At 66.1% G+C, this 20,917-nt stretch carries 18 protein-coding genes; 12 read left to right on the top strand and 6 right to left on the bottom strand.

Annotated features, from left to right (window positions below; genetic code table 11):
* Positions 1 to 2 precede the first annotated feature (2 nt).
* From CFB40_RS22055 to CFB40_RS22075, 5 genes are all read left to right on the top strand, one after another.
* The gene (locus CFB40_RS22055) at positions 3 to 1,109 is read left to right on the top strand and encodes an ABC transporter ATP-binding protein (protein ID WP_089427971.1); all 1,107 of its coding nucleotides are present in this window, start codon (positions 3 to 5) and stop codon (positions 1,107 to 1,109) included.
* Between the two features lie 77 nt (positions 1,110 to 1,186).
* Positions 1,187 to 2,233 carry an ABC transporter substrate-binding protein gene (locus CFB40_RS22060; protein ID WP_089427970.1) on the top strand — a complete coding sequence of 349 codons (1,047 nt, stop codon included), beginning with the start codon at positions 1,187 to 1,189 and terminating at the stop codon, positions 2,231 to 2,233.
* A gap of 102 nt (positions 2,234 to 2,335) precedes the next feature.
* Entirely contained in the window at positions 2,336 to 3,592 is a 1,257-nt protein-coding gene (locus tag CFB40_RS22065) for an ABC transporter permease (protein WP_179255317.1), read from the top strand.
* 37 nt (positions 3,593 to 3,629) lie between these two features.
* Positions 3,630 to 4,466, top strand: coding sequence for an ABC transporter permease (locus tag CFB40_RS22070; protein ID WP_047901362.1), 837 nt, complete (start codon positions 3,630 to 3,632; stop codon positions 4,464 to 4,466).
* A 208-nt stretch (positions 4,467 to 4,674) separates the two neighbouring features.
* Positions 4,675 to 6,093, top strand: coding sequence for an MFS transporter (locus CFB40_RS22075; protein WP_089432387.1), 1,419 nt, complete (start codon positions 4,675 to 4,677; stop codon positions 6,091 to 6,093).
* 106 nt (positions 6,094 to 6,199) lie between these two features.
* On the opposite strand, the gene CFB40_RS22080 is transcribed toward CFB40_RS22075, so the two are convergent.
* Positions 6,200 to 7,933 carry a S53 family peptidase gene (locus CFB40_RS22080; RefSeq protein ID WP_089432388.1) on the bottom strand — a complete coding sequence of 578 codons (1,734 nt, stop codon included), beginning with the start codon at positions 7,931 to 7,933 and terminating at the stop codon, positions 6,200 to 6,202.
* 645 nt (positions 7,934 to 8,578) lie between these two features.
* Here CFB40_RS22080 and CFB40_RS22090 point away from each other — a divergent pair.
* From CFB40_RS22090 to CFB40_RS22100, 3 genes are read left to right on the top strand one after another with little or no spacing between them, the layout of a single operon-like run.
* Positions 8,579 to 8,902 carry an ArsR/SmtB family transcription factor gene (locus CFB40_RS22090; protein ID WP_089429146.1) on the top strand — a complete coding sequence of 108 codons (324 nt, stop codon included), beginning with the start codon at positions 8,579 to 8,581 and terminating at the stop codon, positions 8,900 to 8,902.
* Entirely contained in the window at positions 8,902 to 9,333 is a 432-nt protein-coding gene (locus CFB40_RS22095) for an SRPBCC family protein (RefSeq protein ID WP_089427966.1), read from the top strand. The genes CFB40_RS22090 and CFB40_RS22095 overlap by 1 nt, the downstream gene beginning before the upstream one ends.
* Complete coding sequence (locus CFB40_RS22100) at positions 9,330 to 9,767, top strand: DUF1801 domain-containing protein (protein WP_089427965.1); 438 nt, start codon at positions 9,330 to 9,332, stop codon at positions 9,765 to 9,767. The genes CFB40_RS22095 and CFB40_RS22100 overlap by 4 nt, the downstream gene beginning before the upstream one ends.
* 122 nt (positions 9,768 to 9,889) lie before the next feature.
* Here CFB40_RS22100 and acnA read toward each other — a convergent pair whose 3' ends face one another.
* The 5 genes from acnA to CFB40_RS22125 form a co-directional block, all read right to left on the bottom strand.
* Positions 9,890 to 12,607 (bottom strand): aconitate hydratase AcnA, encoded by a 2,718-nt coding sequence (gene acnA, locus CFB40_RS22105; protein WP_089432389.1) that lies wholly within the window; start codon positions 12,605 to 12,607, stop codon positions 9,890 to 9,892.
* Between the two features lie 52 nt (positions 12,608 to 12,659).
* Positions 12,660 to 14,111 (bottom strand): bifunctional 2-methylcitrate dehydratase/aconitate hydratase, encoded by a 1,452-nt coding sequence (locus CFB40_RS22110; RefSeq protein WP_069251127.1) that lies wholly within the window; start codon positions 14,109 to 14,111, stop codon positions 12,660 to 12,662.
* 22 nt (positions 14,112 to 14,133) lie between these two features.
* On the bottom strand, positions 14,134 to 14,649 hold the full coding sequence (locus CFB40_RS22115; RefSeq protein WP_089432390.1) for a hypothetical protein: 516 nt from the start codon (positions 14,647 to 14,649) through the stop codon (positions 14,134 to 14,136).
* A gap of 230 nt (positions 14,650 to 14,879) precedes the next feature.
* A complete protein-coding gene (locus CFB40_RS22120; protein ID WP_089432391.1) occupies positions 14,880 to 15,887 on the bottom strand; it encodes an HpcH/HpaI aldolase/citrate lyase family protein in 1,008 nt (335 codons plus the stop codon).
* Between the two features lie 183 nt (positions 15,888 to 16,070).
* A complete protein-coding gene (locus CFB40_RS22125; protein ID WP_069251130.1) occupies positions 16,071 to 17,057 on the bottom strand; it encodes a malate dehydrogenase in 987 nt (328 codons plus the stop codon).
* 288 nt (positions 17,058 to 17,345) lie between these two features.
* Between CFB40_RS22125 and CFB40_RS22130 the strand changes: the two genes are divergently transcribed.
* The 4 genes from CFB40_RS22130 (at position 17,346) to sdhA (ending at position 20,909) form a co-directional block, all read left to right on the top strand.
* A complete protein-coding gene (locus tag CFB40_RS22130) occupies positions 17,346 to 18,170 on the top strand; it encodes a GntR family transcriptional regulator (protein WP_039358249.1) in 825 nt (274 codons plus the stop codon).
* 170 nt (positions 18,171 to 18,340) lie between these two features.
* Positions 18,341 to 18,757, top strand: coding sequence for a succinate dehydrogenase, cytochrome b556 subunit (gene sdhC, locus CFB40_RS22135; protein WP_034185792.1), 417 nt, complete (start codon positions 18,341 to 18,343; stop codon positions 18,755 to 18,757).
* A gap of 4 nt (positions 18,758 to 18,761) precedes the next feature.
* Positions 18,762 to 19,130, top strand: a complete 369-nt coding sequence (gene sdhD / locus CFB40_RS22140) for a succinate dehydrogenase, hydrophobic membrane anchor protein (protein WP_011355745.1) — start codon at positions 18,762 to 18,764, stop codon at positions 19,128 to 19,130.
* Positions 19,131 to 19,133: 3 nt separating this feature from the next.
* Complete coding sequence (gene sdhA, locus CFB40_RS22145) at positions 19,134 to 20,909, top strand: succinate dehydrogenase flavoprotein subunit (protein WP_089427959.1); 1,776 nt, start codon at positions 19,134 to 19,136, stop codon at positions 20,907 to 20,909.
* Positions 20,910 to 20,917: the final 8 nt, after the last annotated feature.

Raw genomic sequence — 20,917 nt, forward strand, 5'->3', positions numbered from 1 at the left:
CGATGAAGTCCGATGATGTGATCGTCAGCTTTCGCGGCGTGCGGAAGACCTACGACGGCGAAACGCTGGTCGTCAAATCGCTCGACCTCGATATCCACCGCGGGGAATTCCTGACGCTGCTCGGGCCGTCGGGCTCGGGCAAGACCACCTGCCTGATGATGCTGGCCGGCTTCGAATTCCCGACCGGCGGCGAGATCCGCCTCGACGGCGAGTTGCTGAACAACGTGCCGCCGCACAAGCGCAACATCGGCATGGTGTTCCAGAACTACGCGCTGTTTCCGCACCTGACGGTCGAGCAGAACGTCGCGTATCCGCTGACCGTGCGCAAGCTGCCGGCGGCCGAGCGCGCGGAACGCGTCGCGCACGCGCTGAAGATGGTGCAGATGGAGCGCTTCGCGAAGCGCTACCCGGCGCAGTTGTCGGGCGGCCAGCAGCAGCGCATCGCGCTGGCGCGGGCGCTCGTGTTCGAGCCGAAGCTGGTGCTGATGGACGAGCCGCTCGGCGCGCTCGACAAGCAGCTGCGCGAACACATGCAGTACGAACTGAAGGCGCTGCACGAAAAACTCGGCGTGACCTTCGTGTACGTGACGCACGACCAGGGCGAGGCGCTGACGATGTCCGATCGCGTCGCCGTGTTCGACAAGGGCATCGTGCAGCAGCTCGACACCGTGGACCGCCTGTACGAATCGCCGTGCAACGAATTCGTCGCGAACTTCATCGGCGACAGCAACCGGCTGCGCGGCACCATCGCGCGCGTCGACGGCGAATTCTGCGAATTCCGGCTCGACGACGGCACGAAGCTCGTCGGCCGCCGCATCGGCGACGCGGCCGAGGGAGCGCCGGCCGTCGCGTGCATCCGCCCCGAACGCATGAGCCTCGCCGCGCACGGCGCGAACGGGCACGCGAACGGCGCGGCCGCCAACCAGTTGAGCGGCGAGGCGCGCAGCCTCATCTATTTCGGCGACCACGTGCGCATGCGCTGCGCGCTGCCCGGCCAGGACGAATGCTTCGTGAAGGTGCCGCTCGGCACCGGCGCGCTCGATGCGTTCTCGCCCGGCGCACCGGTCGCGCTCGCGTTCTCGCCCGAACACCTGCGCGTGTTCGCTTGAGCAGGGTTTCCCCGATTTTCCGTAGCACGTCGTCAACAACAACTGCCCACTTCCACCACGAGAGGAGAGGAACCACCATGAACCGAGCACGCATTACCGCACGGCGCACCGCGCTTGCATTGGCGCTCGCCGTCGTCGGCGCATCGGCATCGGCTGCCGAACTCACGGTCGTCAACTTCGGCGGCGCGAACGGCGACGCACAGAAGGCCGCGTTCAACCAGCCGTTCGAGAAGGCGACCGGCAACAAGGTCACGGCCGTCGAATACAACGGCGAGCAGGCGAAAGTGAAGGCGATGGTCGAGGCGAAGCACGTCAACTGGGACGTGGTCGAAGTCGAATCGGGCGACCTGAACCGCGGCTGCGACGAAGGCCTGTACGAGAAGCTCGACTGGTCGAAGATCGCGAAGAAATCCGACCTGATTCCGGAAGCGCCGCAGGTGTGCGGCGTCGGCTTCTTCGTTTGGTCGACGGCGCTGTCGTACAACGCGGACAAGCTGAAATCGGCGCCGACCGGCTGGGCCGATTTCTGGAACGTGAAGAAATTCCCCGGCAAGCGCGGCATGCGCAAGGGCGCGCGCTACAACCTCGAATTCGCGCTGATGGCCGACGGCGTCGCGCCGAAGGACGTGTACAAGGTGCTCGGCACGAAGGCCGGCCAGGACCGCGCGTTCAAGAAGCTCGACGAGCTGAAGCCGAACATCCAGTGGTGGGAAGCGGGCGCGCAGCCGCCGCAGTTCCTCGTCGCCGGCGACGTCGTGATGTCGACCGCGTACAACGGCCGCATCGACGCCGCGCAGAAGGAAGGCAAGAACCTGAAGGTCGTGTGGAACGGCAGCATCTACGACCTCGACTACTGGGCGATTCCGAAGGGCTCGCCGAACAAGGCGCTCGCCGAGCAGTACATCGCGTACACGCTGACGCCGAAGCCGCAGCAGGGCTACGCGCAGCACATCGCGTACGGCCCGACGAACATCGCGGCGATCAAGTCGCTCGACGCGAAGACGCTCGCGAACCTGCCGAACTCGCCGGCCAACGGCAAGAACGCGGTGCTGGAAGACATCGGCTTCTGGACCGACCACAGCGACGAGCTCGAGCAGCGTTTCGCCGCGTGGGCGACGAAGTAACCGTCGTTCAGGCATCCTGATGCAACCGGCCGCGCGACGCGTCGATCGTGTCGCGCGGCCTTCCGCCGGATCGTGCCCGGCCGGAGAGAACCGTTGAATACGATGACGATCGCGCCTTCCTCGCCGTCGAACGCCGCGCTCAAGCGCGAGCTGAAGGCCGCCGAGGCCCGCAAGCGCACGATGGCACTGCTGCTGGTCGCGCCGCTCGCGATTTTTCTGCTGCTGATTTTCGTCGTGCCGATCGGCACGCTGCTCACGCGCGCGGTGCAGAACCCCGAGATCGCCGCAGCGCTGCCGAACACGGTCAGGGCGCTGTCGGGCTGGGACCGCAAGGCGCCGCCGGCCGACGCCGCGTATGTCGCGCTCGCGGCCGACATGACGAAGGTGGCCGACAGCGAGGCGATGGGTGCGCTCGCGCGGCGGCTGAACACCGAGATTCCGGGCTATCGCTCGCTCGTCGCGAAGACGGCGCGCGCGATGCCGCTGAAGGGCGACAACGACGCGGCACTGACACCCGCGCAGACGCGTGACAAGCTGGTCGAGCTCGATGCGCGCTGGGGCGATGCCGCATACTGGCAGGCGATCGCGAAGAACGGCAGCGCGTATTCGCCGTTCTACCTGCTCGCCGCGCTCGACCACAAGCAGGACGGCTTCGGCCACATCGTGCAGGCCGACCCCGACCAGTCGATCTATCTCGCGATCTTCGGCCGCACGTTCGTGATCGGCGTCGCCGTCACGCTGTTCGCGCTGCTGCTCGGCTATCCGCTCGCGTACTGGATCTCGACGCTGTCGGAGCGGCGTGCCAACCTCGTGATGATCCTCGTGCTGATTCCGTTCTGGACGTCGGTGCTCGTGCGCGTCGCCGCATGGATCGTGCTGCTGCAGAGCGAAGGGCTCATCAATACGGCGCTGATCGGCAGCGGGCTGATCTCGCATCCGCTGACGCTGCTGTTCAACCGCATCGGCGTGTACATCTCGATGACGCACATCCTGCTGCCGTTCATGATCCTGCCGCTCTACAGCGTGATGAAGTCGATCCCGCCGACCTACCAGCGCGCGGCCGTGTCGCTCGGCAGCCATCCGTTCGCCGCGTTCTGGCGCGTGTACGTGCCGCAGACCTACCCGGGCGTCGGCGCGGGCGCGCTGCTCGTGTTCATCCTCGCGATCGGCTACTACATCACGCCGGCGCTGCTCGGCGGGCCGAACGACCAGATGGTCAGCTACTACGTCGCGTACTTCACGAACGTGACGATCAACTGGGGCATGGCGTGCGCGCTCGGCGGGCTGCTGCTCGCGGCGACGCTCGTGCTGTACGCGGTGTACGGGCGCTTCACGCGCACCAACGTGAGCCTCGGCTGAGCGCCGCGTGCAACGAAACGGGAAGGGGAATCCGACCATGAAACTCGCCAGGCCGCTGTTCGCGCCGCACATGTCGTTCGTCGAGCGCGCGTGGTACGTCGCATTGCGCGTGCTCGTCGTGCTGACGCTGCTGTACCTGATCCTGCCGGTGCTCGCGATCGTGCCGCTGTCGTTTTCGTCGAGCACGTTCCTCGTCTATCCGATCCCGGGCTTCTCGATGCGCTGGTACGAGAACCTGATCGCATCGGACGAGTGGCGGATGGCCGCGAAGAACAGCTTCATCGTCGCACCGTCGGCAACCGTCGTCGCGACCGTGCTCGGCACGCTTGCCGCGATCGGTCTCACGAAGGCCGACTTCCGCGGCAAGGGGCTGCTGATGGCCGTGCTGCTGTCGCCGATGATCGTGCCGGTCGTCGTGGTCGGTGTCGGCATGTACCTGTTCTTCGCGCCGCTCGGGCTCGCGAACACCTACACGGGGCTGATCGCTGCCCACGCGGCGCTCGGCGTGCCGTTTGTCGTGACGACGGTGGCGGCAACCCTGCAGGGCTTCAACCAGAACCTCGTGCGCGCGAGCCTGTCGCTCGGCGCGAATCCGGTGTCGACGTTCTTCCGCGTGACGCTGCCGGTGATCGCACCGGGTGTGATGTCCGGCGCGCTGTTCGCGTTCGCGACGTCGTTCGACGAAGTTGTCGTCACGCTGTTCCTCGCGGGCGCGGACCAGACGACGCTGCCGCGCCAGATGTTCACCGGTATCCGCGAGAACATCAGCCCGACGATCGCTGCGCTCGCAACGATCCTGATCATCTTCTCGACGAGCCTGCTGCTGGCGCTCGAATGGCTGCGCGGTCGCAATGCGCGGCGCGCGGTGACCTGACGCGGCGCGCCTGCGTTGCCGTGCATCCTGCGCGGCCACGCATTTGCTTTCATTTCGCTGACTGACGAGGCGGCCGCCTGCACGTTCGATACGGCTCTGCAACAATACGGGGCGCGGCGGCGCGCGTTCCGTGCGGTGCGACTGGAACGCCGCCGCGAGTCCAATCCGCGACGCGGCGCAACGCGTCGCTCGTCAGCCGAGCCTCATCTTGTCCGAATTCGCTTCCCCCGCCGGCGCGCATGAGCCGGCCGTCAACTGGCGTGCGATGTCCGCCGTGCTGCTGGCCGTCGCGCTCGCGACGCTCGACACCGCGATCGCGAACACCGCGCTGCCCGCGATCGCCGCCGACCTGCATGCATCGCCGGCCGCGTCCGTCTGGATCATCAACGCGTACCAGCTCGCGATGGTCGCGACGCTGCTGCCGTTCGCGTCGCTCGGCGACATCGTCGGCCACAAGCGCGTGTATGTCGCCGGGCTCGCGGTGTTCACGGTTGCGTCGCTCGGCTGCTCGCTCGCGTCGACGCTGCCGATGCTGACGGCCGCGCGGATCGTGCAGGGCTTCGGCGCGAGCGCGATCATGAGCGTGAACGTCGCGCTGATCCGCGGCCTGTTTCCCGCGCACCGGCTCGGGCGCGGCGTCGGCTTCAACGCGCTCGTGGTCGGCGTGTCGTTCGCGGTGGGGCCGACCATCGCGTCGCTGATCCTGTCGGTCGCCGCATGGCCGTGGCTGTTCGCGGTGAACGTGCCGCTCGGCGTGTTCGCGCTTGCCGTGGCGATTCCGTCGCTGCCGCAGACGGCGCGCGGCAAGCATGCGTTCGATCCGGTCGCGGCGTTGTTCAACGTGATCACGTTCGCGTCGCTGATCTTCGCGCTCGGCGAATTCGCGCAGCGCGGGCCGCTTTCCATCGTGTTCGCGGCGGCGGCGGTCGCGCTCACCTTCGGCTGGTTGCTGATCCGCCGTCAGGCCGGGCACCCGGCGCCGATGCTGCCGGTCGACCTGTTTCGGCGGCCGGTGTTCACGCTGTCCGCGCTGACCGCGGTGTGCGCGTTTGCCGCGCAGGGGCTCGCGTTCGTGTCGCTGCCGTTCTATTTCGAAACCGTCCTGCATCGCAACGCGGTCGAGACGGGGTTCCTGATGACGCCGTGGTCGGTCATCGTCGCGCTCGCCGCGCCCATCGCGGGGCGCTTGTCGGATCGCTATCCGCCGGGCCTGCTCGGCGCGTTCGGTCTGGCGTTGCTGAGCGCGGGCATGGTGTCGCTCGCCGCGTTGCCGGCGGCGCCCGGTGTCATCGACATCGGCTGGCGGATGATGCTGTGCGGCGCCGGCTTCGGTTTCTTTCAGTCGCCGAACCTGAAGGCGCTGATGTCGAGCGCACCGCCCGAGCGCAGCGGCGGCGCGAGCGGGATCATCGCGACCGCGCGGCTGATCGGGCAGGCGACGGGCGCGGCGCTCGTCGCGCTGTCGTTCGGGATCGCGGGACGCCACGGGCCGACGCTCGCGCTGATGCTCGGCGCGGGCTTCGCCGGGGCCGCGAGTGTCGCGAGCGGATTGCGGCTCTTTGCGCCGTCGCATCGGGCCGGTGTGCCGGCCGCCTCGGAGCGCGTGGGCGAGCAGGCGACGGAGTAGGGTGGCGCGCGGTTGCGGCGCAAGCCGATGGCCGAACGACCATCGCGGGAAAATTTCGAGCCGGCGCGCAACGAACCACCGCCACGCGCCGGCCTTCACGCTTCGCTTAGAACCCGCCCGACTTGATCAGCTGGTTGAGGTTCGCGATGTTCAGGCTGCCGAAGCCGGTCGTGTAATCCCAGCCGGTGCCTGCGTTGTAGCCATACCCCTGATAGCCGTTGTTCCCCGACACCACGTCGTAGCGCACGAGCGACGGGTTCGACGGAATGTCGGCGTAGAACTTGCCGGCCGGGAAGCCGAGGCCCGTGCCGTTCGCTGCGAGCAGGCGCGCCCAGAGGCCGGTGAAGATCGGCGCGGCGAGGCTCGTGCCGCCGATCTGCTGCAACTGGCCGTAGTTGTAGATGTACGCACCCGTGCTTTGCGCGGCGTCGAACGAGACGTCCGGCAACTGGCGGTTGCTGCCCGATTGCCACGACGGCGCGGGCAGGATCGTGCTGACGCCGCCGCCCGTCGCCCACAGCTTGCCGTTGCCGTCGAGCCCTTCGTTCCACACCGTCTCGCTCGAGAACGCCCCCGACGACGTCGTGTAGAGCGTCGTGCCGCCGATCGCGAGCACGTGCGGCGACGATGCGGGCCAAGACACCGTGTAGTTCGAGCCGTCCGGATAGCCGCGGTTGTTGCACTCGTACACACCTTCGTCGCCCGACGAAACGGAGAACGTCTGGCCTTGCGCCGCGGCGGTCGTGAAGATCTGTTCCTCGGCGTCGAGCGTGCCGTCCGCGTTCGCGTCGGTCTCGCACCAGCCGAGCGATACGTTGATCACCTTCGCGGTGTTGTCCGACACGGCGCGGTTGAACGCCTGCGTGAGGCCCGTGTTGCCGCTCGCATTGAGGTCGGCCATGTAGAACACGAGCTTGCCGACCTGGCCGCCGGCCGAGCCGACGATCGACTGGCTGTCGAGATCCCACTCGCCCTGGCCGTCCTGGTCGTCGGTGTAGCTGCCGCCCGAGCCGTTGGTCTTGATGGTCTGCGTCGACACCGTGCCGTAACCGTTGCTCGACGTGAACTGCTTCAGGTCCTGCAGCGTCTGCGACACGCCGCCGATCGTGATGATGCCGACGGTGACGCCGGCTGCGGTCGGCACGCCGGTTGCGTTGTAGAGGCCCGGGAATTCCTTCGGATAGTGGCCGGTCGCCGTGCCGGCTGCAAGCGCCAGCGGCTTCGACACGTTGCCGATGCGCAGCAGCGGCCGCGCATGTGCGACGCTCTGCAGCCCGAGCACCGAGCCGACGACGTCGCCGAGCGCGCGCGGCACCTGCGCAGTCGACGTGTTCGCGAAGCCCGAGTGACCCGCGTAGTCGAAGTGCACGAGCGACGTGTTGAATGCGGTCTTCACGGTGGCGGCCGTGCCGCTGGCGGAGACCAGCAGGCGGTTCGGCGCAACCTCGACGTTCACGAAGCCGCTCTTGTGCAGATAGTCGACGACCGACTTGACCTGCGCATCGGTCGGCGCGTAGTTGGCGAGGAACTGCTCGTGCGTGAGGTACTGGCGGTAATGCGCGCTGCCGGGCCGGTTCACGTCGCGCGCCAGTTGCTTGAGCTGCGCGGCGTTGCGCAGTTTCAGGCTGACGACGACGTTGGTCGTTTCACCGCCTGCCAGTTCGAGCGACGGCGCCGCGCTGCGCGCCATCAACTGCGGGCCGGTCAGAAAGGCCTTCGTATGCGTATCGACCCAATCCGTCGTCGCATGCGCCGCGGCGGCGGCGAACACGAACGGTGCCACGCACGCGAGGCGGCGGGGCGACGGAAGGGGAAGGGCAAACCAGGTGTTCCTTTTCATCGGGAGTCCTTTTTTAGGAGAGGCGACGTTACTGGAACCCCCGGCCCTTGTGGGGCCGCGAGCGGTGACGAGCGTAGGGCGTCGCTGTCGTTCGGGTAGCTGCCATTTTCCATAGCTGTCAGTTCTGACATCGGCGCGGGTGCACGCATGTGCTGCGTCATGCGCGTAAGCGAATTGCGGCAGCGGCGAGCGGAACCGGTTCGCGATACGGCCGCGCAGCAAGGCGCGACGCTCGCACGCACGAGTCGCTCGTCGCGACGCCGGAACGTGCGCGATCGCGGAGCGGATCGCCGCGTGAACGCATCGCGCGCGACCAGTCGGTGTCGCGTGCCGCGTCGCACTATGTGGTCAAACGCAGCGACACGGCAGGAACGGATTCGCGCGTGCACAAAAATGGGGTCGCTCGACCGCAAACGTTTCCCGAACTGTGGAACGGTGCTTCCGGCAGTCTTGCAGGCGACTTTCGGATCGCATGCGGCAATTGCGGATTAGAGGAAAGGCTCGAATTCGGGGCGTGGACACCCCGGCGCGGCGGACAGCCGGCCCGCGCAAGATCGCGCGGGCGTCGTTCGCGAAATTCCGCCTTGACGTGCGTCGATCAGCGGATATGCTTCAATTCATAACCATCGGGTTATGGATTTGGACATGCAGAACGCACACGACATGCTTTTCAGGACACTTGCCGATCCCACGCGCCGCGCGCTCTTCGAGCGGCTGTGCGCGGACGGCGAGCTGACGGTTGCCGCGCTGACGGCCCATGCGGGCGTCTCGCAGCCGGCCGTCTCGAAGCATCTGGGCGTCCTGAAGCTGGCCGGGCTCGTGAGCGACCGCCACGAAGGCCGGCAGACGCACTACAGCGCGCAGCCTCAAGCGCTGGCCCCGTTGATCGACTGGACGAGCCAGATGGCCGGCTTCTGGCAGACCCGGTTCGATGCCCTCGAAGATCTTCTGAAAAGGATGGATCAGTAATGAACCAGGCCACCACCGAAACGCGCTCCGTCGTCGTCGACCGGGAGCTGCCTCATCCGCCGGAGAAGATCTGGCGCGCGCTCACGCAACCGCACCTGATCGAGGCGTGGCTGATGAAGAGCGACTTCGAGCCCGTCGCGGGCCGTGCCTTCAGCTTCCGTGCGGACTGGGGCTCGGTCGACTGCACGGTCCTGACGATCGAGCCGCCGCATGCGTTGTCCTATACGTGGGCGGCATACGGCCTCGAAAGCGTCGTCACGTGGACGCTCACGCCGACGCCGCGCGGCACGCACCTGCGGATGGAGCAGGTCGGCTTCCGTCCCGACCAGGAGCAGGCGTACCGCGGCGCGCAGCACGGCTGGGTCCGCTTCTTCGACTCGCTCGAACAGGTGCTGGCACGCCCCGACGAAGGCACGGAGGCCCGCGCATGAGCCCAACCGACCTCACGCCGTCGGAGCGTATCGACGCGCTGATCGCCGGCATCGCCGACTGGCGCGGCAAGACCTTCGCCGACCTGCGCCAGACGATCCTCGACGCTCAAGCGGGCATCGTCGAGGAATGGAAATGGATGGGCAGCCCCGTATGGTCGTGCGACGGGATGATTGCGGTGGCGAACGCGCACAAGGGTAAGGTGAAGCTGACCTTCATGCACGGCGCGCAGTTGCCCGATCCCGACAAGCTGTTCAACGATGGCCTCGACGGCAATGCGCGGCGCGCGATCGATTTCTTCGAAGGCGACAAGCTCGACAAGCGGGCGCTGAAGAACCTGGTGCGAGCGGCGATCGACTACAACCGCACGCATCTGAAGAAGAACACCCGGCGAGTGGGCGCAGGCACGAAGGCGCGGGCCGCCAAGGCGGCATGACGCGCCGCACGACCGGTCACGCAGCGTAGCGCAGGCAAAAAAAAGCCCGACACGAGGTCGGGCATCCAAATCGGCCGCAACCGCCCGCGAGGCGGCTGCGGCACCTGCAAGGTGCAGGGCGCTTACGCTGCGAGCAGCGAGCGCAGCACGAACGGCAGGATCCCGCCGTGCTTGTAGTAGTCGACTTCGATCGGCGTATCGATGCGCAGCAGCACCGGCACGCGCTGCGATTCGCCGTTCTTGCGGTGGATCACGAGCGTGACGTCCTGCTGCGGCTTGAAGTCGTCGCCGAGGCCTTCGATGTCGTACGTTTCTTCACCGGTGATGCCGAGCGACTGGACGCTGTCCGCGCCCTTGAACTGCAGCGGCAGCACGCCCATGCCGACCAGGTTCGAGCGGTGGATGCGCTCGAAGCTGCGTGCGATCACGGCCTTCACGCCGAGCAGTTGCGTGCCCTTCGCGGCCCAGTCGCGCGACGAGCCCGTGCCGTACTCTTCGCCGGCGAACACGACCGTCGGCGTATCGGCGGCAACGTACTGCATCGCTGCATCGTAGATCGATTGCTGTTCGCCGCTCGGCTGGTGGATCGTCAGGCCACCTTCGACGCGCGTGCCGTCTGCCTTCGGCGGGATCATCAGGTTCTTGATCCGGACGTTCGCGAACGTGCCGCGCATCATCACGTCGTGGTTGCCGCGGCGCGAGCCGTAGCTGTTGAAGTCGGCCTTCTGCACGCCGTTCTCCTTCAGCCACTTGCCTGCCGGCGAGTCTTCCTTGATCGAGCCTGCCGGGCTGATGTGGTCGGTCGTGACCGAGTCACCGAAGATGCCCAGTGCGCGCGCGCCCTTGACCGTCGGGATCGATGCAGCCGGTTCCATCGAGAAGTCGTTGCCGAAGAACGGCGGCTCGGCGATGTACGTCGACTTCGGCCAGTCGTAGACCTGGCCCGATTCGCCCTCGATCTTGCTCCAGAGGTCGCCCTTCTTGGTCAGCTTCGAGTAGTTGTCCTCGAACTTCTTCGGGTCGAGCGCGAACTTGAGCAGCGCGTGGATTTCTTCGCTCGTCGGCCAGATGTCGCCGAGGTAGATGTCGCGGCCGCCCTTGCCCTTGCCGACCGGTTCGGTCATCAGGTCGCGCGTGATGTTGCCGGCGATCGCGTAGGCGACGACCAGCGGCGGCGACGCGAGGAAGTTCGCGCGGATGTTCGGGTGGATCCGCGCTTCGAAGTTACGGTTGCCCGACAGCACGGCTGCCGCGACGATGTCGTTCTTCGTGATCGCTTCGTTCAGTTCCGGCGTCAGGTCGCCCGCGTTGCCGATACAGGTCGTGCAGCCGTAGGCCGCGACTTCGAAACCGAGCTTCGACAGGTAGGGCAGCAGGCCCGTCTTCGTCAGGTACTCGGTGACGATGCGCGATCCCGGCGCGAGCGAGGTCTTGATCTTCGGATCGACCGTGAGGCCGGCCTCGACCGCCTTCTTCGCGAGCAGGCCGGCGGCCAGCAGCACGCTCGGGTTCGACGTGTTCGTGCACGACGTGATCGCGGCGATCAGGATGTCGCCGTTCTTCACGTCGACGCCGTTGCTCGTCGTGTATTGCGCGCCGAGGTCTTCCGCCTTCTTCGCGAAGCCGTTTTCCGCGACCGGCTTCGAGAACAGGTCGGTGAACGTCGACTTGACGTGGCCGATCTCGATGCGGTCTTGCGGGCGCTTCGGGCCGGCCAGCGACGGCGCGACCGTCGTCAGATCGAGCGTCACGACCTTCGTGTAGTCGATGTCGCCGGCCTTCGGAATGCCGAACAGCTTCTGCGCCTTGAAGTAGTTTTCGAACGCGGCGATTTCGGCCTTCGTGCGGCCCGTGCCTTCGAAGTACTCGATCGTCTTCTCGTCGACCGGGAAGAAGCCCATCGTCGCGCCGTATTCGGGCGCCATGTTGCCGATCGTCGCGCGGTCCGGCAGCGACAGCGACTTCGTGCCTTCGCCGAAGAACTCGACGAACTTGCCGACGACCTTCTCCTTGCGCAGCATTTCGGTGATCGTCAGCACCAGGTCGGTGGCCGTCACGCCTTCGCGCAGCTTGCCCTTCAGCTCGACGCCGACGACGTCCGGCGTCAGGAAGTACACCGGTTGGCCGAGCATGCCGGCTTCAGCCTCGATGCCGCCCACGCCCCAGCCGACCACGCCGATGCCGTTGATCATCGTCGTGTGGCTGTCCGTGCCGACGAGGGTGTCCGGGTAGTACACGGTGTCGCCGCCGTCCGCCTTCTTGTGGACGCCGCGCGCGAGGTATTCCAGGTTCACCTGGTGGACGATGCCGACGCCCGGCGGCACGACCTTGAACGTGTCGAATGCCTGCATGCCCCACTTCATGAACTGGTAGCGCTCGTTGTTGCGCTGGAATTCCAGTTTCATGTTCAGGTCGAGCGCGTCCTTCTGGCGGAAGTAGTCGATCTGCACCGAGTGATCGACGACGAGATCGACCGGGACCAGCGGCTCGATCTTCTTCGGGTTCTTGCCGGTACGCTCCGCGACGCCGCGCATGGCCGCGATGTCGGCGAGCAGCGGCACGCCCGTGAAGTCCTGCAGCACGACGCGCGACACCACGAACGGAATCTCGTCGACGCGCTTGTCGTTCGGCTTCCAGTTCGCGAGCTGCTGGATGTGCTCTTCGGTGATTTTCTTGCCGTCGTAGTTGCGCAGCACGGACTCGAGCACGATACGGATCGACACCGGCAGGCGTTCGATCTTCGTCTTCAGTTCCTTGCCGAGCTGCGGCAGCGAGTAGAACTTGCCTTTGCCGGAACCGCTGTCGAATTCCTTGAGGGTCTTGTGGAGATTGTGGGCCATGGTGATTTTCCTGGGTTTAAGGCTAGGAAACAAAGAGTCCTGTATCTGACGGCTATATCACATACAAGTCGACGTACTCATCGACCGGCATTGCTTCGAGCTTTGCCTGGTCCAGCGACACGTCGAGAATCGCTTGTTGCTGCTTGGCCGGGAAGCGGCGGGCAAGGTTGGTCCTGAACTTCTCGACCAGGAGCGGGACGCCTTCGGCCCGGCGCCGCCGGTGGCCGAGCGGGTATTCGACCGCCACCTCGGCAAGCTTCGACCCGTCCGTGAACTCGATCGTCAGTGCATTCGCGATCGAGCGCTTGTCCGGGTCGTGGTAATCCTGCGTGAACTGCGGATCCTCGACGCACACGGTCTTCGCGCGCAGCGCGTCGATGCGGGGATCGGCGGCGGCCGAATCTTCGTAGTCGGCCGCGGTCAGCCGGCCATACAGCAGCGGCACGGCGACCATGTACTGGATGCAGTGGTCACGGTCGGCCGGATTGGCGAGCGGGCCCTGCTTGTCGATGATGCGGATCGCGGCCGCGTGCGTGCGGATCGTGATCCGGCTGATGTCGTCGGTCGTGCGGCCCGCGGCGGCGAGCTGCGCGTGCAGCTGCAGCGCGGCCTCGGCGGCCGTTTGCGCGTGGAATTCGGCGGGGAACGCGATCTTGAACAGCACGTTTTCCATCACGTACGTGCCGTACGGGCGCTGGAAGCGGAACGGCTTGCCGTCGAACAGCACGTCGTAGAAGCCCCAGGTCTTGGCGGTGAGCGCCGACGGGTAGCCCATTTCACCCGTTTTCGCGATCAGCGCGAGGCGCACCGCGCGGGAGGTTGCGTCGCCGGCCGCCCAGGACTTGCGCGAGCCGGTGTTCGGCGCGTGGCGGTAGGTGCGCAGCGCGTGGCCGTCGACGAACGCGTTGGACACCGCGTTGATCAGCTCGTCGCGCGTGAGCCCGAGCAGCCGGCCGACGACGGCCGTCGACGCGACCTTCACGAGCAGCACGTGGTCGAGCCCGACCGCATTGAACGAATTCTCGAGCGCGAGGCAGCCCTGGATCTCGTGGGCCTGGATCATCGCGACCAGCACGTCGCGCATCGTGAGCGGCTTGCGGCCGGCCGCGACGGCCGTGCGGGAAAGCCAGTCGGCCGTCGCCAGGATCCCGCCGAGGTTGTCGGACGGATGACCCCATTCGGCGGCGAGCCAGGTGTCGTTGAAGTCCAGCCAGCGGATCATCGCGCCGATGCCGAAGGCGGCCTGCACGGGATCGAGCTGGAAGGACGTGCCGGGCACCTTCGCGCCGTTCGGCACGATCGTGCCGGGCACGACGGGGCCGAGCAGCTTGGTGCAGGCAGGGTAGGAGAGCGCCTCGAGTCCGCATCCGAGCGTGTCGATCAGGCAATGACGCGCCGTCTCCAGCGCGAGCGCGCTGTCGATGCCGGCATTCAGCACGTAGTCGACGATATCGACGAGTACCGTATCCGGAGCAGGGCGGACGTTGGAGACCGGGGCGGACATCGAGGGGCCGATGGGAACGCGCTTAGTTCGTTGCCGGCTTCAGCTCGTTCGACTGCGTCGGTGCCGGCGTGCCTTGCGCCATTTCCGGCGTCACGCATTCGTCCGCGAGGCGTTCGCCGCCGTTCGCGTCGGAGAACAGCATCGCCTTGCTCGGGATCACGACCAGCTTGAAGCCCGCGGCCGGATCGTAGAACGTGTCGGCGCCCGTTGTCGTGGCCTGACGCGGCAGCTTGTAGTTCTTCTTCGCCCAGTGAACCGTGACGACCTGGTCGCGCTTCATGTCACCGGCGAGGTCGAACGACAGACCTTCCTTGCAGGACCACTTGACTGCGCCGTCCGGTACCGGATCGACCTTCGCCGCGGCACGTGCCTGCGCCTTCTTGCTGCGCGGGATGATGCGCTTGGCCGGCGCCGGGCGCTTGGCCGCTGCCTTCTTCGCGGTCGTCGTGGTCGTACCCTGGGCAAACGCGCTCGGAGCCGACACCAGCATCGTGGCGGACAAGGCGCCGATGGCGGTAGCGATCAGGAGTTTCTTCATGGAGTCAGAACCTTTCGATAATCAGTTGACAAGGGCCGGCAATCTGCGCCGCCGGCCGGTTTGAAACTGCACGCGCCCCGAAAGCGCGCAGCGGCCGCTATTTTCACCTATTTGGCCGCGTGTATATCAGGTTTTCGGGCTCCGTTACGTTTTTTGTCGTTTCGCAAACCTCTATCCGGTTCGCGCCTCGTCGAATGCATGAAACTCGTGTATCGGCCGGCGGCGCGCGCTTACCGCGCGCTGCCCTCGGCGGCCGGGCCGAACAGCGGCGCGGCCTCGGCCGGCACGGGCTGGCCGGTGGCCCGTGCGCGGCGCAGCACCGACCAGTAATAGCGGTAACTCGCGCGATCGTGCAGCGTATCACCGTGGCGCGTCGGGCCCCAGTCGGCGGCCTGCGCGGCCAGCAGGATCTCGGCGGCCAGCGCGACCTCGTCGGTGCGCGGCGCGAATGCGTCGACGATCGGGCGGATCTGCGCGGGGTGGATGCTCCACATCCGCGTGAACGCGAATTCGTCGCGCGCGCGGCGCGCATCGGCGGCGACGACGCTCATGTCGCGCACCTCGGTCGTCACGTTGTGCGACGGCGTCTTGCCGTGTGCGTGGCAGGCCGCGGCGATTTCCAGCTTCGCGCGGCGCACGAGCGGGTGCTCGAACTGGCCGGGCGAGCGCATCGCGGAATCGGGAATCGCGCCGTGGTGCGCGGAGACGAAATCCATCAGCCCGAAGCTCAGCGTGCCGACCGTCGGCAGCGCGGCGAGGGCCGCCGCCTGCGCGAGCGCGCCGTGCGTCTCGACCAGCACGTCGACGGGAATCGGCTGCGCGATGCCGAGCTCGCGGCGCGTGCCTTCGATGAATGCGGTCATTTCGGCGGCATCGGCGGCGCTGGCGATCTTCGGGAGCGTGATGTAGGCGGGGGCACGCGCCGCACGCAGCACGATGCGTACGTCGTCGCGCCAGTGCGGGTGGGAAAAGTCGTGGATGCGGACGCCGACGCGGCCGAAGCGGTTCTCGTCGCTGCCGAGGATGTCGGTGACGAGTGCCGCATGCGCGGCTTCCTGGCCGACGGCGGCGCCGTCTTCGCAGTCGAGCGTGATGTCGAACACGGGGCCCAGCTCGGCCTGCAGCGCGAGCGACTTGCGCATCAGCTTTTCGCTGCCCGCGTAATGATCGCAGCAGGGCAGGATCGCGGGCGGGGACGCCCCGTCGTACAGCACTTGTGCGGGAGTGAGCGCGGCCATCTCGTCTACGTCAGGGAAGCGGGTCAACGTGGAGAAAATCGGATTCGGGTGCGTTCTGGGCCGGTGCGCGGCAAGCGCGGGGCGGCAAAACGTGCGCGGATCGGATCGGTCGGCCGGGCCGGCGGCATGCCGGCCCGGGCCGAAACCGGGCTGCCCGAGGGCCGCCCGGCGAGTGCTTGATGCTTAGTTCTTCAGCAGGTGGGCGACGCCATCGCGCTCTTCGAGCAGCTCGGCCAGCGTGCCGTCCATCTTCTCGCGCGAGAACGCGTCGATTTCCAGGCCTTCGACGCGCTTGTACTCGCCGTTTTCGCAGGTGACCGGCACGCCGTAGATGATGTCTTCGGGGATGCCGTACGAGCCGTCCGACGGGATGCCCATCGTGACCCACTTGCCGTTCGTGCCGAGGACCCAGTCACGCACGTGGTCGATCGCCGCGTTCGCTGCCGACGCTGCCGACGACAGGCCGCGCGCTTCGATGATCGCCGCGCCGCGCTTGCCGACGGTCGGGATGAACGTGTCGCGGTTCCACACGTCGTCGTTGATCAGCTTCAGCAGCGATTCGCCTTCGGCGGTCGCGAAGCGGAAGTCGGGGTACATCGTCGGCGAGTGGTTGCCCCACACGGCGAGCTTCTCGATCGATGCGACCGGCTTGCCCGACTTCGCTGCGAGCTGCGACAGCGCGCGGTTGTGGTCGAGGCGCAGCATGGCCGTGAAGTTCTTCTTCGGCAGATCCGGTGCCGACTTCATCGCGATGTAGGCGTTCGTGTTCGCCGGGTTGCCGACGACCAGCACCTTCACGTCGCGGCTCGCGACTTCGTTCAGCGCGGCGCCCTGAACCGTGAAGATCTCCGCGTTGGCCGACAGCAGGTCCTTGCGCTCCATGCCCTTCGAGCGCGGACGTGCGCCGACCAGCAGTGCGACGTCGGCATCCTTGAATGCGACCTTCGGATCGTCGGTGATCACGACGCCCGACAGCAGCGGGAACGCGCAATCGTCGAGTTCCATCACGACGCCCTTGACGGCGCCTTGGGCTTGCGGGAGGTCGAGCAGTTGCAGGATGACCGGCTGGTCCTTGCCGAGCAGGTCGCCGTTCGCGATGCGGAACAGCAGGGAGTAAGCGATTTGACCTGCGGCGCCGGTGACGGCAACGCGCTTTGCGGGCTTAGCCATTGAAAATCTCCAGGACGGGTGAAGCGTTGGACACTCGCGAAAACGCCATTCTATGCGCGTTGTGCTGAGTGTTGCATTGAAGCAGGGCGGAGGACTCGCGATGGCAGACGCGGTGAACCTGGAGACGGCCGTGGCACGTAGCCGGGGACGCGCTTTTGCACCCGCGAACCCTTGCTCGACCCGGAGTGTAGGAGCCGTCCGGCTCAAAGTCAAACGGTATCATATGTCTTATATAAGACAGATGTTTTGCGGAAATTGAGTGGACTTAAAAGTGCGGTTTGTGATGAAATGCGCGCCATGACATCGAACCAGGCGAATACCGCGAATCAGACCGGCGCAGGCGGCCCAGGGCAGCCGGGCGCGAGCGATCCCGCACCTTCGCCCGCGGCGGCTCCGTCGCCGACGTTCAGCCCGTTATACCAGCAGATTAAGTCATTGATCACGCAAAGTCTCGAAACCGGCGAGTGGAAGCCGGGCGAGATCATCCCGAGCGAGGTGGAGCTCGCGGCCCGCTACAAGGTCAGCCAGGGCACCGTCCGCAAGGCGATCGATGAGCTGGCCGCCGAAAACCTCGTGGTCCGGCGGCAGGGCAAGGGCACTTTTGTTGCAACGCACAACGAAGATCGCGCGCAGTTCCGCTTCCTGCGGCTGCTGGCCGACGACGGTGCCGAGCATCCGCACGTGAGCCGCCTGCTCGAATGCCGGCGCCTGCGCGCGCCGGCCGAGATCGCGCGGCAACTCGACCTGAAGCCGGCCGATCCGGTCGTCCAGGTGCGCCGCCTGCTGGAGTTCGAGAACGAAGTGACGGTGCTCGACGAGATCTGGCTGCCGGGCGCGATGTTCCGCGGGCTCACGTTCGAGCGGCTGAGCGAGTACAAGGGGCCGCTCTACGCGATGTTCGAGACGGAGTTCGGCACGCGGATGATCCGCGCGACGGAAAAGATCCGCGCGGTCGCGGCGGAGCCGGCGGTGGCCGACCTGCTGCACGTGCCGGCGGGTTTCCCTTTGCTGTCGGTCGAGCGTGTGTCCTATACATACGGAGACCGGCCGGTGGAAGTGCGTCGCGGCTGGTATGTCACAACCGGGTACTACTATCAGAATGACTTGAGTTGACGGTGTATCGGCTCAAGCCGAGTGCGTTCGCGTTCCCCACGTTCGCGAAGCACGTTTCGGGCCGCCTTTGTTCTTGTTCGCGCAACTATCCAGAGCAGACTTTCGCTGCAGCGCGATATAAAAAGGCGCTAAAATCGCGGATTAGTGTGACAACATAGTAGGGGTCTAGCATGACTGATGCAGTAAGAAAGCCGAGGCCGGAATACCGGAACATCGGATTCGGCGATATCACGATGAAATATCGCATGCCGCTGGCAGCGATATTGTCGATTCTCCATCGAGTCAGCGGCGCGCTGCTGTTCTTGTTCCTGCCGTTCCTGCTGTTCCTCTTCGACCAGAGCCTCACGTCCGAGCTCAGCTTCGAAGTCTTCAAGGCTTTCCTCTCCAACATCATCGTCAAGCTGATCGTCCTCGCACTGTCGTGGGCCTTCTTCCACCATTTCTGCGCCGGCATTCGCCACCTGCTGATGGACGTCAACCACGACGCCGTCACGAAGGAAGGCGGCAAGCGGACGGCAGTCGTCGTCTTTGTCGTCTCGATCGCGCTGACGATCGCCATGGCACTCAAACTGTTCGGAGCATTCTAAGAAAATGGCAGCCAATAACCGAATCGGCTCGAAGCGCCTCGTCGTCGGCGCTCATTACGGCCTGCGCGACTGGCTTGCGCAGCGCATCACCGCCACGATCATGGCGGTCTACACGGTCATTCTGCTCGTCCTGTTCTTCGGCGCGCACGATTTCTCGTACGAAGGCTGGGCATCGATCTTCGCCGCGCAATGGATGAAGCTCGCGACCTTCGTGATGCTGCTTTCCCTCTTCTACCACGCATGGGTCGGCGTGCGCGACATCTGGATGGACTACGTGAAGCCCGTCGGTGTGCGCCTGCTGCTGCAATCGCTGACCATCGTCTGGCTGCTCGCATGTGCGGGCTACGCCGCGCAGATTCTCTGGAGAGTGTAAAGAATGGCTGCAATCAAAACTAATCTCCCGCGCCGCAAGTTTGACGTAGTGATCGTCGGCGCGGGCGGCTCCGGCTTGCGCGCGGCGCTGCAACTGTCGCGCGCGGGCCTGTCGGTCGGCGTGCTGTCGAAGGTGTTCCCGACCCGTTCGCACACGGTGGCCGCGCAGGGCGGTATCGGTGCGTCGCTCGGCAACATGAGCGAAGACAACTGGCACTTCCACTTCTACGACACGATCAAGGGCTCCGACTGGCTCGGCGACCAGGACGCGATCGAATTCATGTGCCGTGAAGCGCCGAACGTCGTGTACGAACTCGAGCACTTCGGCATGCCGTTCGACCGTAACGCGGACGGCACGATCTACCAGCGCCCGTTCGGCGGCCACACCGCGAACTACGGCGAGAAGCCGGTCCAGCGCGCCTGCGCGGCCGCCGACCGTACCGGTCACGCGCTGCTGCACACGCTGTACCAGCAGAACGTCGAAGCGAAGACGCAGTTCTTCGTCGAATGGATGGCGCTCGACCTGATCCGCGACGCGGAAGGCGACGTGCTCGGCGTGACGGCTCTCGAGATGGAGACGGGTGACGTCTACATCATGGAAGGCAAGACGACGCTGTTCGCGACGGGCGGCGCAGGCCGGATCTTCGCGGCATCGACCAACGCGTTCATCAACACCGGCGACGGCCTCGGCATGGCTGCGCGTTCGGGCATCGCGCTGCAGGACATGGAGTTCTGGCAGTTCCACCCGACCGGCGTGGCCGGCGCGGGCGTGCTGATCACCGAAGGCGTGCGCGGCGAAGGCGGTATCCTGCGCAACGCGAACGGCGAGCGTTTCATGGAGCGCTACGCGCCGACGCTGAAGGATCTGGCGCCGCGTGACTTCGTGTCGCGTTCGATGGACCAGGAAATCAAGGAAGGTCGCGGCGTGGGTCCGAACAAGGATCACGTGCTGCTCGACCTGTCGCACATCGGCGCCGAGACGATCATGAAGCGTCTGCCGTCGATCCGCGAAATCGCGCTGAAGTTCGCGAACGTCGACGCGATCAAGGAACCGATCCCGGTCGTCCCGACGATCCACTACCAGATGGGCGGCATCCCGACCAACATCCACGGTCAGGTCGTCGGCACGTCGCGCGGTCACAAGGATCCGGTCAACGGCTTCTACGCAGTGGGCGAATGCTCGTGCGTGTCCGTGCACGGCGCGAACCGCCTCGGCACGAACTCGCTGCTGGACCTCGTGGTGTTCGGCCGTGCGGCCGGCAACCACATCGTCGAGCACGTGAAGAACCAGAAGGAACACAAGCCGCTGCCGGCCGATGCGGGCGAATTCTCGCTGGCACGCCTGGCGAAGCTCGACAAGTCGACCTCGGGTGAATATACGCAGGACGTCGCGAACGACATCCGCTCGACGATGCAGAAGCACGCAGGCGTGTTCCGCACGTCGGAACTGCTGAAGGAAGGCGTCGAGCAGATGGCCGGCCTGGCGGCGCGCGTGGAAAACATCCACCTGAAGGACAAGTCGAAGGTGTTCAACACCGCGCGCGTCGAAGCGCTCGAGCTGGAGAACCTGATCGAAGTTGCTCGCGCAACGATGGTGTCGGCGGAAGCGCGCAAGGAAAGCCGTGGCGCACACGCCCACAGCGACTACGAACACCGCGACGACGAGAACTGGCTGCGCCACACGCTGTGGTACAGCGAAGGCGATCGCCTCGACTACAAGCCGGTTCAAATGAAGCCGCTGACGGTCGAATCCGTGCCGCCGAAGCCGCGCACGTTCTAAGCCGAGTC

Source organism: Burkholderia sp. AU31652, assembly GCF_002223155.1.
In the GTDB taxonomy this organism is placed as follows: Bacteria; Pseudomonadota; Gammaproteobacteria; order Burkholderiales; family Burkholderiaceae; genus Burkholderia.